A 12,917-nucleotide genomic window follows, 5' to 3' on the forward strand; every position below is an offset into this window, starting at 1 on the left:
TTGTTGTCCAAGAAACGGGAGGCAGTTCAACAACGTACCGGGACTGTACTAACATATAAGAGCTTGTAAAAGAGACCGAAGCGCCACGCAGTGACAACGTAACCAACGCTCACCGTCGCAGCATCGGCACCTTTTTCTCCGATAAAACCCCGCTAGATAGGCCCCGCATGAGCGCACAGACGAAACCGACCATTACCGAACGCCTGAAATCCCTCTGGGACAGCTACGGTATTGAGGTTCTCAAATTCGGTACCGTGGGCGGCGCCGCCTTCATCGTCAACTCTGTGACGGTGTGGGTGCTGATGATGACCATCATGTCGGAGTCCCACACCAAGGCGAAGGTTGTAGCGAGTGTTGTCGCAACCATCTTCTCCTGGCTCATGAACCGCCTGTGGACCTTCCGCGACTCCCGCTCCGAAAACTGGAAGCGCGAAGCTATCGAGTTCGGTCTGGTGAACCTGCTCGGTATTCTCGTCGAAGCCGGCTGTGTGGCATTCAGTACCTACGTGCTGAACCTGCGTACCCCCGAGGCGTCCTTCATCTCCGGTACGATTATCGGTACCATTCTGGGCACCATTCTTCGCTACTTCCTCTACCGCTTCTGGGTGTACGGATCGCACCGCAAGCAGGTTGAAAAGGGCGAAGGCACCGACCACGAAGAGCTCGGCCGCATGTTTGATGAGGCCGCCGCCATTCTCGACGGCGAAGAAACCACCAAGCAGAAGGCACGCTCTGAGGCGGCTGCATCCGAGGCGCAGTCGAAGCCCGGCTCGCAGAACTCCTAGACCCGCCTAAGGCCGACCATCAGCTAAGACTTGTTCCAAAAACTTATCCCCCGATACACGCTGTATCGGGGGATAAGTTTTTTAAAAATCTAGAAACTTTGGAAGACTCACTAGGCGCGGGAAACTAGCTGCGGGGAATCTCCACTGCACGCTCGGAATCCATCAGAGACGCCAGCTGCTCATCCTGCCAGTCCACGCTCGGGTCAGCCACAAACACCGCATGACCGGAGAGCAAAATCGCCAGAACCTCCAACAGGGCGCTCATGGTCGCCTCCGACGCATCAAAAGCGTAATCGGGGCTCAACTCCAGCGCGAGCGCACGCTGACCCGAAGGCAGCGCATAACCCGCCGTGCGATAAATCTGCGCCTGTGCAAGCGCCTGCTCGTACGCCTCTGCGTATGTGAAGCCCTCAAGCACCTCTGCCGAGTCATCCGGAAGCATACCGGAGTACTGGTCGCCAAAGCTACGCACCAGCGCGCAATAATCGAGCACCTCATCGGCATAGGAGGACAGCGCCTGCAGGTCACCGGTGTAAGAAAGCGCCAGCGGGGCACGATCAACCGCCAGAAGGTACGCGGGGTCGTTCGTGTAGCCAGCCTCCTGCTCGGTGCAGACTGCGGCAACCAACGGCTCATCCTGGTTCAGCAGAGCGCCCACACGCAGCGCCGCCAAGCCCAGAACAATAGTGCGCCAGTGCAGGGGAGCCTGAAGGTCAAAGTCCTCACCAGGCTCCAGTTCGCATTCTTCAACCAGCAGGTTTGCGCTCTTATCAACCCAATTCATGAGGACCCTGCCGGAGAGCTCGATGCGCTCGCCATTTACCGAATACCAGATGAGGGCGGGAGTCTGCTGGCTGCTGAGCTTCTCAAAGAAGCGGTTCAGAGTTGTGGGCACGGAGGCGCCGGTGGGGGAGAGAGTAACCATGGGTTTTACTCTACCGCACCGTGTGGTGGGGCGCGTGGAGAAGCCGACGCGGGAGTAAAAGATACAGGGGTAAAGTAAAAACGCCTAAGGATGCCTTAAAAAATCTAATGGCTCAAAATGTTTGACAGCCCTAATGTCTCATTTTGGAATGTGGCATAAATATAAATTGGAAATGTAAATGGTTCGCAATGCCTCGAAAAATATTCAGAAACCGCATGGTGAAAAAGATAAGTTTTTCTTATCTAATTATTAGAATCTTTCCCCATCTCGAGTATAGGGCGTGTGGGATGGTCGTCATGAACCCTTATATTTGCAGTCAGGATGCGGAATTTGCGGGCGATGGAAACCACTCCTGGAGAAGGGAAAACCTGGGTGTCCCTTAGGTGTGAGCGAGGGTAAGTGGTGCGTGGGAAAATATATAAAGGTCAAATTTACATTAAATATGACGCCCCTAACACATACATCTAAATATTGTTTAAGTCTAGTTTGACGAAACGGCGTGTCGCACGTCTAATAGATATATAAGCGTGTTTGCCTTGGAGGGACCGTAGAGGCCAAAGCGAACCATGCCACACCATACACACTAAGATTCCGTCGACGACGGATCCGCAGACTCATTAAGCTCACAATGAGAACACGGAAGGAAAACCCATGGGCTCCTACATTGCATCGGACCGCTCCATCGCGGCCGCGCGCGCATCAGGCGCTCAGCACCGTAGCATGAATCCCACTCAATCTCTCGAAAAAGCCACCGACGCCTTTCTCGCAGACGCAGAACGAAACATGCCTGCCTGCACCGACGTATGGACCGCAGCGGCAGGACTCTACGGAACCGAAGGCGAAGACGGAGAACTCGCCTGGCAAGCTGAAGCACTCTGCGCCCAGACCGACCCTGAAGCCTTCTTCCCCGAGAAGGGCGGCTCCACCCGAGACGCCAAAAGGGTATGCGGTGTATGCCCCGTGCGCGAAGAATGTCTACAATATGCAATGGACAATGACGAGCGCTTCGGAATCTGGGGCGGGCTGTCAGAACGTGAACGCCGCCGACTGCGCAAGCAGGCGAGCTAAGCCAGGAAGGTACCATCTACATGCAGACCGCACGACTGTGCTCCCGCCAAACCTGCCAGCGAGAGGCGACTGTTACTCTCCACTACTCCTACGCAGATTCCACGGCACTCATTGACGCGCTCTCTGAATTTCGCGAACCCCACGCCTATGACCTCTGCGACGACCACGCCGCACGACTGACGGCACCTCAGGGTTGGCGAGTGGTCTACAAGGTACCCGTTCAGGACACCACCGAATCCTAGAATTCAAAACTAAGAATTAAACACCCGAATGCAAAGAACCTTCCGCGAATTCATGCGGAAGGTTCTTTGCGTATGAGAAACTGGCAGATAGTACAGACACCCGCAACTCACTCAAACACCGATCACTCGAAAAGAACGCGAGATCAATGAGCAAAGAAACACACCGAGGAATGTGGGGCGCACTGCGCCCGGCCATCCGCCGAAATAGCGCCGAAGAACTCCTCAAAGCTCGTCGAGCAGAGACCGTCACCAGCGAACCGGCACCGCACACCGGCGCATTCGGCCGCATCGTAGCAGACGTACCCACCGTCGCTGAAGAACCCGACCTGCCCACCGGTTCCGTACCCGTCGTCCCCGCACGCAGCAAACTCCGTGAACAGGGCGTCGGCACCCGCGTGCGCACCCGCACCAACGTCTCCACCGGCTTCGTGCCCCTCGTGCGCGACTCGCAGAGCACCCCCAAAAACCCGACCCTCAGCGACCTCAACCGCGAAACCATGCAGCGCGCCGCCGAAGCAGAAGCCGCGGCAGCAGCAGAAGCCGAAAAAGCCGCTGAAGCAGAAACCGTCGCTACCGCGGAGGCGGCAAGCGCCTCCACCGCCGGACGCAAGTACCGCACCGAAACCACCCGCACCGGCCACACCCACGCGGTCGCAGACCCCAACGCGCCTCTGTCCTCCCTGGCAGCCTCACCCGAGGCCGCTGAACGCGCCGCGGCACGCGAAGACGCCGTGGAAGACACCCCGCGCCTCCTCAAGCTCCGCGCAACCCTCATCGCGCTCACCGTACCGCTGACCGTACTCATGATCGCGATCCGTGCCGTCGCTTCCGCGCCCTTCCTCTGGCTTGAATACCACCGACCCGGATTCCCCGAAGACAGCTACGGCTACTACCTCATCGAGAGGATGCGCCTGGGCTCTTACGGCGTGGACTACATCAACAACTTCGCGCCGCGAGAATACCTCGCCCGCGTCACCACCGGTGCCGACAATACCCTCGCCTTCACCGAAGCAGAAGTAAACCACATGCACGACGTGAAATGGGTGCTGCTCATCGCTACCGTAGCCGTTGCCGTGCTCTTCCTCGTGACGCTCTTCAGCAGCATCTCCCTGCGCGAGCGTGCCCCCGGAACCATCCGCCGCAGCCTTTTCTCGGGCGCGTGGATTACCCTGGGCCTTATCGTGGTGCTCGGCGTTGTGGGCTTCTTCGGCTGGGAATGGCTGTTCACCACCTTCCACCAGGTGTTCTTCCTGCAGGGCAACTGGGAGTTCTCCGTACGAAGCTCCCTCATCCGCCTTTACCCGCCGCAATTCTGGATCGATGCAGCAATCGCCGTAGCGGTCCTCGTGGCAGTGCAGATTACCCTCCTGCTCGTGACCACCTGGCCCACCAAATACCGCAAGCTCAAGGCAGAACGCCGCCGCCAGGAACGCCAGGACCTGCGCGTCAAGCTCGCCTCCGCACGCGTCAGCGACAACTAACACACGCGTCGGCGACAACTAAAAATCATCAGCCACTTCACCGCGCAAGCCAGCGCGGAAAGGGCACAACAAAGGGGGCTGGGCTCTACCACACGGTAGAACCCAGCCCCCTTTGCTATACCTAAGCTCGCATCGCTCGAACCTAAAAACCGAGCCTAAAACTCAAGCCTAAATCCAGGACTTAAACCACATATGCGAATACCACTGCTCATACGGAATCACCTGAGCAGTCCACAGCGGCATAAAGTACGCGCTCAACACCAGCACACCCACCAGGTAAATCGCCACCAGCGTCACGCCCAAACGAGCACGCAACACCGAACCACGAGCACCCGACAGCGCCAGACCCAAAACACCCGCCAACAGCAGGATCAGGAACGGCTCAAAGGACAGGGCGTAGAAGTAGAACATCGTGCGAGTCGGGTACATAAACCACGGGAAATAGCCCGCACCGAACACAACCAGCAGCGCGCCAAAACGCCAATCCCGCTTCAGCAGCAGAACCAGAAGCGCCACAATAATCGCCGGAATAAAAGCCCACCAAATCGCCGGGTTACCGATATTCAAAATAGCCTCGGAACAGGACTTCACGGTACAACCCGAAGAACCCAGCTTCGGCGACTCATAGTAGTACGAGGTCGGGCGACCCAAAACCAGCCACTGCCACGCCTGCGAAGAATACGTATGCGGGCTGCTCAAACCAGAATGGAACTTAAACGCCGAGACATGGTACTCCCACAGGGAACGCAAATCCTCAGGAAGCCACATGACACCCTTGCCCGGGTTCTCAACCGCCCAGCGGCGGAAATACGCATTCGACGACTGGAACCAGCCCGCCCAGGTGCTCAGATATACCAGCAGACCCACACCAATCATCTGGAAGAACGCGGGGATGCCGTCACGCACCAGCGCCGTCAAACCCCACTTGTTCAGACCCACAATACGGCGAGCATTAATATCCCAGAACACCGTCAGCAGACCCATAGCCGCAATGAAGAACAACGAATTCCACTTCACGCCCACCGCGGCACCGGCACACACACCGGCCGCGAAACGCCACAGGCGCAGACCCATGCTTGGGCCCCACGGCATCGGCGGAAGCACACCGCTATTCTGGCGTGCCGCCTCCGCAATATTGCGCGCCAACACGCGCCGCGCCTGAATACGGTCAAGCACCAGACACACAAAAGTCGCCAAAATCCAGAACATCTGGAAAATATCCAGCAGAGCCAGGCGAGACTCCACCAGCATCAGGCCATCCACCGCAGCCAGCAGAGCCGCAATAGTCGCCACCGTCATCGAACGGAACAGCAGCCAGCCAGCATAGGCAATCAACGCCACCGACAGGGTGCCAATCACCGCAGCAGAAACACGCCAACCAAAGGGATTATTATCACCAAAAATTGCCATGCCCGCGGCAATCATCCACTTACCCAACGGCGGATGCACCACATACTCCGGCGAATCCGTCAACAGACCCGACGGGTGACCCGCCGCAAAGGAAGCATTAGCGTCCTTCGACCAGCTCAACTCATAGCCATAATGCACATACGAGTAGGCGTCCTTGGCGTAGTACGTCTCATCAAAAACAATGGCATTCGGATGCGCCAAATTATAAAAACGCAGAATGCCGGCAACCAGCACAATCAATGCGGGCGCCAACCAACCCCAACGCGGGGCACGAATATAGGCAACAGCGAGCGCATCCAGCAGAGAATCGAGGCCGTAACGACCGCGTTCAGACGAAGAACGGGCCGAATCAGCCTGACCAGCTGGAGCGGCAGATGCGGGAGAAAGTAGCTTAGGTATCTTCACCCCATCAATCCTAAAGGGTCAGAACGCACGATGCACCATTTCAGCCCGTGAACAGCATATATGACGCGCTCGGAGCCCCACCCGCACTAGCTACTTCTATCGGCGGGCTCACCCGGTAAGCCCACCCGGCACCGGATTGAGCGCGGGCGTTACACTTAGTGGGTACACGAAGACCAGACACAGACATGAGGCCTGCCATGACCGCACCCGCAGAATACACCGAAGAAACCGCCGCCCCCTCAGAAACCACAGCCCCCTCAGAAACGGTCAAGGCACTCGAGATTGACACCGCTGATACCGCTGACACCGCCGTCACCTCCGAAGAAGGCGGCGTGCTCATCCTCGGCGGCACCCCCATCGGCAACCTTGCCGATGCCTCCGACCGACTGCGCTCAGCCCTCGCCACCGCAGATCTCATCGCCGTCGAAGACACCCGCAAGCTACGAACCCTCGCCTCCGGGCTTGGTGTGCGCACCCGCGGCCGCATCATCGTCAACCACGACCACAACGAAGCCGAACGTAGCGAAACCATCGTGCAGGCGGTACAGGACGGTCAGCGTGTGCTGCTGCTCTCGGACGCGGGCATGCCCGCCATCTCCGACCCCGGCTACGTTGCCGCCGCAGCCGTCGCAGAAGCCGACCTGCCCGTCACCGTGGTGCCCGGCCCCTCCGCGGCGTTGACCGCGCTCGCGCTCTCCGGTTTGCCCACCGGACGATTCACTTTCGAAGGCTTCCTCGCCCGCAAGGGCTCCGAGCGCACCCGCCGCCTCGCATCGCTAGCGGCGGAGGAACGCACCATGATCTTCTACGAATCCCCGCACCGCACTGCCGCAACCCTGGCGGACTTTGTGCAAACCTTCGGCGCCGACCGCCGTGGAACTGTCAGCCGTGAGCTAACCAAGCTCCACGAAGAGGTTCGACGCGGTACCCTGGCAGAGCTTGCCGAATGGGCTGAGTCTGAGCGCGTCCGCGGCGAAATCGTCATTATTGTCGAGGGTGCACAAGCCCCCGAAACCCCCGAAGCACAGGACGTAGTGCAACTGGTCCTCGACCGTGTAGCGGGCGGCGAGCGCCTCAAGAGCGCCTGCGCCGCGGTTGCCGCTGAGACCGGCACCTCCAAGCGCGACCTGTATGAGGCGGCACTGGCTGCCCGCTCCGAATAGCCCAGAATCACCGCGCAATTTTACCCCCTAAGTTTTACCCCGCTGTTTTATCCCGAGGATTTATCAATGTGTCAGAGCTATCCCGGTCCTGAAATCACCCAGGAGTACCTGAACTCCCTCGCCGCCCTGGCGAACTACACCCTGCCCACCCCCGCGGCACTCCAGGCAACCGCCCTGCCTAACGGCTGGACGCCTGTCCCCGGTGAAGTCCCCGCACCCTATAAGGCGGAACTCTACACCGGCATCAGCGACGCCGAAGGGGGAGAAGGCACCCGCCGTCGCTCCACCACCGGCGAGAACGGCCGCAGCCGCAATCTGGTCTTCCCGCCCGCCCCCGAACCGCTGCCGTACCCCATCGTGGATAACCACACCCACATGGACCTGCTCGACGGCGAAGTAGAAATCAGCGCCCGCGATGCACTCGACGCCGGCGAAAAGCTCGGCATCGCCGCCATTGTGCAGGTCGGATATGATATCCCCTCCTCCCTGTACGCGGTCGCCGCCGCGCAGGCTGATGAGCGTGTCCTCGCCGCCATTGCGATTCACCCCAATACCGCCCCCGAGCTGGCTACAGCCGGTCAGCTGGAGGCGGCGCTAGCCACCCTCGACGAGCTCGCCACCGCCGACCGTGTACGCGCTATTGGTGAGACCGGCCTGGACTATTTCCGCACCGGCGAGGAGGGTAAGGAAGCACAGCACTACAGCTTCCGCGAGCATATTCGCATTGCGAAGAAGCACAACCTGGCGTTGCAGATTCATGACCGTGACGCGCACGAGGATGTTGTGCGCATCCTGGATGAAGAGGGCGCACCGGAACGTACCGTGTTCCACTGCTACTCGGGCGGCCCGGAGCTTGCCGAAATCTGCAATGAGCGCGGCTGGTACATGAGCTTTGCCGGCACGGTGACTTTCAAGAACTCGAAGGGTATTCAGGAGTCGTTGGAGATGGCTCGTCCGGAGCTGATTCTGGCTGAGACCGATGCGCCGTTCTTGACTCCGCATCCGTTCCGCGGCCGCCCGAATGCGTCCTACATGACGAACTACACGGTGCGGTTCATGGCGGCTCACCGCGGCGAGGAGCTGGAGGCGCTCTGCCGCCGTATTCGTGAGAATTCGGAGCGCGTTTACGGTCAGTGGTAGGCACGTACAGCCTGTAGCGGATAGCTACTTGGAGTCGCCTCGCGGTGCGTGTCTGCGTGCTAGACTGTAGCGACTACAAATAACTCACTCAAACAGCTATGCCATGATCTGGCGCGTAGTACTTTAGGCATGTTTTGCGTCTAAAAGAATGCGCTTAAAAATTAGGGGTGCAAGAACTCTCACTCGGTTTTGTGCCTTGCTCCCGGTGATTGGTGCTTTAGGAGGACACTATGGCAAAAATTCTGAAATACGTTCTGGGACTGGACGGCGCTAACCGGTTTGATTCTTTCTTCTCGGTGGGGGCACCCGCTCAAGGTTTTCAGCGTTATTCTGCGGTGGATAACCGTGATAATCACGTCACTGATGCACAATTCGATAGCAAACTGTTCCTGGCTCGTTACGGTAAAGAGCCGAGGCCTGCTGAAAAGGGTTGCGCTTTGAGCCACTACCACATGTGGAAGGACTTCCTCGCTTCAGATGCCGACTGGGCTTTGCTGGCAGAAGACGATGTCCTCATTTCCCCTGACCTGCAGCCTGTAGTGGAGAGGATTATTGAAAAGTATCCTCACGTGCAGATGGTTAACCTGGGCGATATCTACGCTTCTGAAGCTGGCAAGCTCAACCCGCAGGTTGATTATCCCCGTCTTTCGTTGCTTTCTCCTTTTGTGTACGGCAAGTACCGTATGGGTAATGCCTATGGTTCAAAGCCTCTGTATGGTGCTGCCCTGTATCTTCTTTCGCGTTCTGGGGCTGAACGACTCGTGGAATGTTATGGAGAGACGGTTCCTGGCGTTGTTGCCGATGATTATTCCCTCTATCGAGAATGGGGGGTAGACGTATATTTGGTGCAACCCGGTCTATGCGGTTGGGAAGGTACTAGCCTCATTCAAACTTCTGGCGTTCGTCACTTGGAAAGCCTCAAGAGCACGCAGCATGGCACTGGTTTTCTCGATCGGTTGCGCATCGCCCTGGCGCCGAAGAAGCGTATTGCGAACGCGAAGAATATTCTGGAAGCCACCATTGATGATGTGAAGCAGCGCCTGGGACGATAACCCAGAGACGGATTGGGCTACTGTCATCACATAAAAATCTAAATATGTGGGTCTTCTGCCTGTCCAGTATCCCCTCCCTATTGTGTATATCCGGTAGGGAGGGGATTTTTGCTGTGCACCAGTACGACGCGTGCCACATCGCGTTTTAACCTGAGGAGACCTGAGATTGGCGCATGGTGAATGATAGAATTCTTTTTACGTTGCACTGCGGTGTGCGTATTTATCACACGCTCAATATTTCAGACTCCCTGCCGTTTACGCACTGATTTTTAAGATTGATGAACCCCTCTGTTGTGCAGGTGGTCTGAAGTTCTGAAAACTCATCATTAACCGACGCGATCTTCTACTGCTTAGGTCTTCTGGATGAGCTATTGAAGGGAAAAACATGGCAAAGATTCTGAAGTATGTTCTGGGCCTGGATGGCGCGAACCGTTTTGACTCGTTCTATTCGGTGGGCGCACCCGCGCAGGATTTTGTCCGTTATTCTGCGGTGGATAACCGCGATAATCACGTCACTGATGAAGAATTTGACGTTGAGTTTTTCCGTAGCCGCTGGCATCGCGACCCGAGCCCCGCGGAGAAGGGTTGCATGCTCAGCCATGTGAAGATGTGGCGTGACTTTGTTGCAAGTGACGCCGATTGGGCGCTGATTGCCGAAGACGACATCCTTCTTTCTCCGGATGCTGAGGCGGTCGTGAACGCGATTATCACGAAGTACCCGCAGGTGCACCTGGTAAACCTCAGCGATTCTTTTGCGAATGAAGCCGGCAAGCTGAACCCGCAGGTGGAATACATCCGCCTGTCCCTGCTGTCTCCTTTTGTGCACGGTAAGTACCGTATGGGTAAGCCCTACGGTGGCTGGCCCCTGATTTGCACCGGCTTGTATTTGATTTCCCGTTCGGGTGCTGAGCTGCTGCTCAAGCAGTTTGAAGATAAGGTGCCGGGTACTGTGGCTGATGATTACAAGCTGTACCAGCAGTGGGGTGTGGATGTGCGTTTTGTGCAGCCGGGCCTGTGCGGCTGGGAGGGTAGTAGCGTCATCTTGGAGTCCGGTAAGCGTCATCTGGATAAGGTGAATAGCCTCCAGCACGGTACTGGTCCTCTGGATCGAGTGCGTATTGCTTTGGCTCCGAAGAAGCGTATTACGAACGCTAAGAACGTTCTGGAAGCCACTGTTGATGAGGTAAAGCAGCGTTTCTCGCGGTAATCTAAACTGTAACCTCCCCACCATCCATCTATGTGAAGGAACGCTGTGAACGATCTGCCCCTGCTCGGCCCTGCTGAGATTCGCGAGCTTGCCGAGATGCTCGGTATTCGTCCGACGAAGACTCTTGGGCAGAACTTTGTGATTGACCCCAATACGATTCGTCGTATTGTCAATGCGGCAGAGATTTCACCGGAGGAGACGGTGCTGGAGGTCGGCCCGGGCCTGGGTTCGTTGACCCTCGGCATCCTGGATGCTGCGAAGGATATGGTTGCGGTTGAGATTGACCCGCCGCTGGCGCAGCAGCTTCCGCACACGATTGAGAAGTTCCGCCCCGAGAAGGCGGACGATATTGACGTGGTGCTTATGGATGCACTGAAGGTCACCGAGCTGCCTCGCACTCCGGATGCTCTGGTGGCGAACCTGCCCTATAACGTGGCGGTTCCGGTGCTTCTGCACCTGTTTGCGCAGTTCCCGAGTATCCGTCACGCCCTGGTGATGGTTCAGGATGAGGTCGCCGACCGTCTTTCGGCGACCCCGGGTTCAAAGATTTACGGTGTGCCCTCGGTGAAGGCTAATTGGTATGCCGAGGTGTATAAGGCGGGCGTGATTGGCAAGAACGTGTTCTGGCCTGCACCGAAGATTAACTCTGGCCTGGTCGGCTTCCGCATGCGCGAAGAGCCGCTCTCTACCGTTGACCGCGACCTGGTGTTCACGATCGTGGACGCGGCCTTCGCTCAGCGCCGTAAGACCCTGCGTGCCGCGTTGAGCTCCTGGGCGGGCTCCGGAGCGCGCGCGGAGCAGATTTTGGTGGCTGCCGGTATCGCTCCGACGGAGCGCGGCGAGAAGCTGGATATTCACGGTTTTATCCGCATTGCGGAGGCTTCGCTGACTGTCCCGGCTGAGCCTGTAGTGGAATAGCTTCTTCCCGCTCTAAATTTTTCACTGACGTTCTCACGCGAGTTCCCTCGCGAAAGGTGTATGCGCTGATGAGTACCGCCTCCCAGACCGCTATTTCGGTTGATGCTCCCGGCAAGGTCAATCTGTACCTTGCCGTGGGGGATGTTCGTCCGGACGGCTACCACCCGTTGACTACGCTTTTTGCGGCGGTCTCTTTGACAGAGACCATCACGGTCTCTGAGGGGCAGGCACCGGGGCTGAGCTTGAGCATGGATATTGTGCCCGGCTCCCTGGTGGATCAGCAGATGCAGGCGGGGCAGTTCGACCCAGCCGATGTGCCGATGGATGAGCGGAATCTCGTGTATCGTGCCGCTGCGCTGATTCTTGCGGAGCACGGCATCGAATCTGTCCCGGCGCTGCACCTGCATATTGCGAAGGCTGTGCCCGTGGCAGGCGGTATGGCTGGCGGCTCAGCGGATGCGGCTGCCGCCCTCATTGCTACAGACCGCTACCTGCACACAACCGGCCGCACCGGTGCGCTCCTGACCCAGACAGATTATGAACGTCTCGCCGCGCAGCTGGGTGCCGATATTCCCTTTAGCGTGCGCGCCGCGCTCGGGCAGACCCTCGCCCTGGGGCAGGGGACCGGTACCGAGCTGCAGAATGTTGTGGCGCCTCGGGAGCCTCTGCACCTGGTGATTGTTGCCGCGCAGTTTGGCCTCTCCACCCCCAGCGTCTTCAAACAGCTGGATGCGGGCCGCGCCTCGGGGCTGTACCCTGCCTCCGGTGAGCTGGTGGAACCTGCAGAGCTTCTGGAAGCTCTGAACTCTTATGATGGTTCGGAGGCGGCGCTCGCCTCCTTGGCGCCGCTGCTCCGTAACGACCTGCAGGCTCCAGCGCTGTCCTGCGCCCCGCAGCTGGAGCAGACTCTGAACCTGCGCGATAGCGAGGGCGTGTACGCCTCCCTGGTGTCCGGTTCCGGTCCGACGGTGCTTCTGCTGGTTTCTTCGCAGGCTCGGGCGGAGGCTCTTGCCTCCACTCTTCGCGCTGCGGGCAACCACGCGGTCAGCGCGGTCAGTGCGGTTCTGAATCACCCTTAGTTGCCGCTGTAGCTGAGCGCTGAATATATGAAGAATGCCGGT

12 protein-coding genes are annotated in these 12,917 nt (G+C 58.2%); 10 read left to right on the forward strand and 2 right to left on the reverse strand.

The annotated features are described in order from the left end of the window. Window positions 1-167 precede the first annotated feature (167 nt). On the forward strand, window positions 168-785 hold the full coding sequence (locus HMPREF2765_RS02765) for a GtrA family protein (protein WP_012904046.1): 618 nt from the start codon (window positions 168-170) through the stop codon (window positions 783-785). Window positions 786-909: 124 nt separating this feature from the next. Here the strand turns inward: HMPREF2765_RS02765 and HMPREF2765_RS02770 are convergent, their stop codons facing one another. Continuing rightward, a complete protein-coding gene (locus HMPREF2765_RS02770) occupies window positions 910-1,710 on the reverse strand; it encodes a TIGR03089 family protein (RefSeq protein ID WP_070604210.1) in 801 nt (266 codons plus the stop codon). Window positions 1,711-2,361: 651 nt separating this feature from the next. On the opposite strand from HMPREF2765_RS02770, the gene HMPREF2765_RS02775 reads away from it, so the two are divergent. From HMPREF2765_RS02775 to HMPREF2765_RS02785, 3 genes are all read left to right on the forward strand, one after another. Next, window positions 2,362-2,778, forward strand: a complete 417-nt coding sequence (locus HMPREF2765_RS02775; RefSeq protein WP_005506882.1) for a WhiB family transcriptional regulator — start codon at window positions 2,362-2,364, stop codon at window positions 2,776-2,778. Window positions 2,779-2,798: 20 nt separating this feature from the next. Then, entirely contained in the window at window positions 2,799-3,020 is a 222-nt protein-coding gene (locus tag HMPREF2765_RS02780; protein ID WP_049346776.1) for a DUF3499 family protein, read from the forward strand. A 146-nt stretch (window positions 3,021-3,166) separates the two neighbouring features. Beyond that, complete coding sequence (locus tag HMPREF2765_RS02785) at window positions 3,167-4,501, forward strand: TIGR01906 family membrane protein (RefSeq protein ID WP_070604211.1); 1,335 nt, start codon at window positions 3,167-3,169, stop codon at window positions 4,499-4,501. Between the two features lie 168 nt (window positions 4,502-4,669). On the opposite strand, the gene HMPREF2765_RS02790 is transcribed toward HMPREF2765_RS02785, so the two are convergent. Continuing rightward, window positions 4,670-6,316, reverse strand: coding sequence for a dolichyl-phosphate-mannose--protein mannosyltransferase (locus HMPREF2765_RS02790; RefSeq protein ID WP_070594018.1), 1,647 nt, complete (start codon window positions 6,314-6,316; stop codon window positions 4,670-4,672). Between the two features lie 197 nt (window positions 6,317-6,513). Here HMPREF2765_RS02790 and rsmI point away from each other — a divergent pair, with 197 nt between their 5' ends. The 6 genes from rsmI to HMPREF2765_RS02820 all read left to right on the forward strand — a co-directional run bounded on the left by rsmI (window position 6,514) and on the right by HMPREF2765_RS02820 (window position 12,875). Beyond that, window positions 6,514-7,479, forward strand: coding sequence for a 16S rRNA (cytidine(1402)-2'-O)-methyltransferase (rsmI, locus tag HMPREF2765_RS02795; protein ID WP_049346772.1), 966 nt, complete (start codon window positions 6,514-6,516; stop codon window positions 7,477-7,479). Between the two features lie 66 nt (window positions 7,480-7,545). Next, window positions 7,546-8,619, forward strand: a complete 1,074-nt coding sequence (locus HMPREF2765_RS02800) for a TatD family hydrolase (protein ID WP_049346771.1) — start codon at window positions 7,546-7,548, stop codon at window positions 8,617-8,619. Between the two features lie 230 nt (window positions 8,620-8,849). Continuing rightward, window positions 8,850-9,671 (forward strand): glycosyltransferase family 25 protein, encoded by an 822-nt coding sequence (locus HMPREF2765_RS02805; RefSeq protein ID WP_070594019.1) that lies wholly within the window; start codon window positions 8,850-8,852, stop codon window positions 9,669-9,671. Window positions 9,672-10,056: 385 nt separating this feature from the next. Continuing rightward, a complete protein-coding gene (locus HMPREF2765_RS02810; RefSeq protein WP_070604212.1) occupies window positions 10,057-10,878 on the forward strand; it encodes a glycosyltransferase family 25 protein in 822 nt (273 codons plus the stop codon). Window positions 10,879-10,923: 45 nt separating this feature from the next. Next, window positions 10,924-11,796: a 16S rRNA (adenine(1518)-N(6)/adenine(1519)-N(6))-dimethyltransferase RsmA gene (gene rsmA / locus HMPREF2765_RS02815; protein WP_012904036.1), complete on the forward strand. Its 873-nt coding sequence runs from the start codon at window positions 10,924-10,926 to the stop codon at window positions 11,794-11,796. A gap of 68 nt (window positions 11,797-11,864) precedes the next feature. Then, window positions 11,865-12,875: a GHMP family kinase ATP-binding protein gene (locus HMPREF2765_RS02820; RefSeq protein WP_070604213.1), complete on the forward strand. Its 1,011-nt coding sequence runs from the start codon at window positions 11,865-11,867 to the stop codon at window positions 12,873-12,875. The last annotated feature ends 42 nt before the right edge of the window (window positions 12,876-12,917 follow it).

The sequence above is a fragment of the Rothia sp. HMSC062H08 genome (assembly GCF_001810775.1).
In the GTDB taxonomy this organism is placed as follows: domain Bacteria; phylum Actinomycetota; class Actinomycetes; order Actinomycetales; family Micrococcaceae; genus Rothia.

Excerpts from the sequence above, each read along its gene's own strand:
- rsmI (WP_049346772.1), top strand. The coding sequence starts at position 6,514 with ATGACCGCACCCGCAGAATACACCGAAGAAACCGCCGCCCCCTCAGAA.
- HMPREF2765_RS02770 (WP_070604210.1), bottom strand. The coding sequence starts at position 1,710 with ATGGTTACTCTCTCCCCCACCGGCGCCTCCGTGCCCACAACTCTGAAC.
- HMPREF2765_RS02800 (WP_049346771.1), top strand. The coding sequence starts at position 7,546 with ATGTGTCAGAGCTATCCCGGTCCTGAAATCACCCAGGAGTACCTGAAC.
- HMPREF2765_RS02810 (WP_070604212.1), top strand. The coding sequence starts at position 10,057 with ATGGCAAAGATTCTGAAGTATGTTCTGGGCCTGGATGGCGCGAACCGT.
- HMPREF2765_RS02805 (WP_070594019.1), top strand. The coding sequence starts at position 8,850 with ATGGCAAAAATTCTGAAATACGTTCTGGGACTGGACGGCGCTAACCGG.
- HMPREF2765_RS02820 (WP_070604213.1), top strand. The coding sequence starts at position 11,865 with ATGAGTACCGCCTCCCAGACCGCTATTTCGGTTGATGCTCCCGGCAAG.
- HMPREF2765_RS02780 (WP_049346776.1), top strand. The coding sequence starts at position 2,799 with ATGCAGACCGCACGACTGTGCTCCCGCCAAACCTGCCAGCGAGAGGCG.
- HMPREF2765_RS02775 (WP_005506882.1), top strand. The coding sequence starts at position 2,362 with ATGGGCTCCTACATTGCATCGGACCGCTCCATCGCGGCCGCGCGCGCA.
- HMPREF2765_RS02765 (WP_012904046.1), top strand. The coding sequence starts at position 168 with ATGAGCGCACAGACGAAACCGACCATTACCGAACGCCTGAAATCCCTC.
- HMPREF2765_RS02785 (WP_070604211.1), top strand. The coding sequence starts at position 3,167 with ATGAGCAAAGAAACACACCGAGGAATGTGGGGCGCACTGCGCCCGGCC.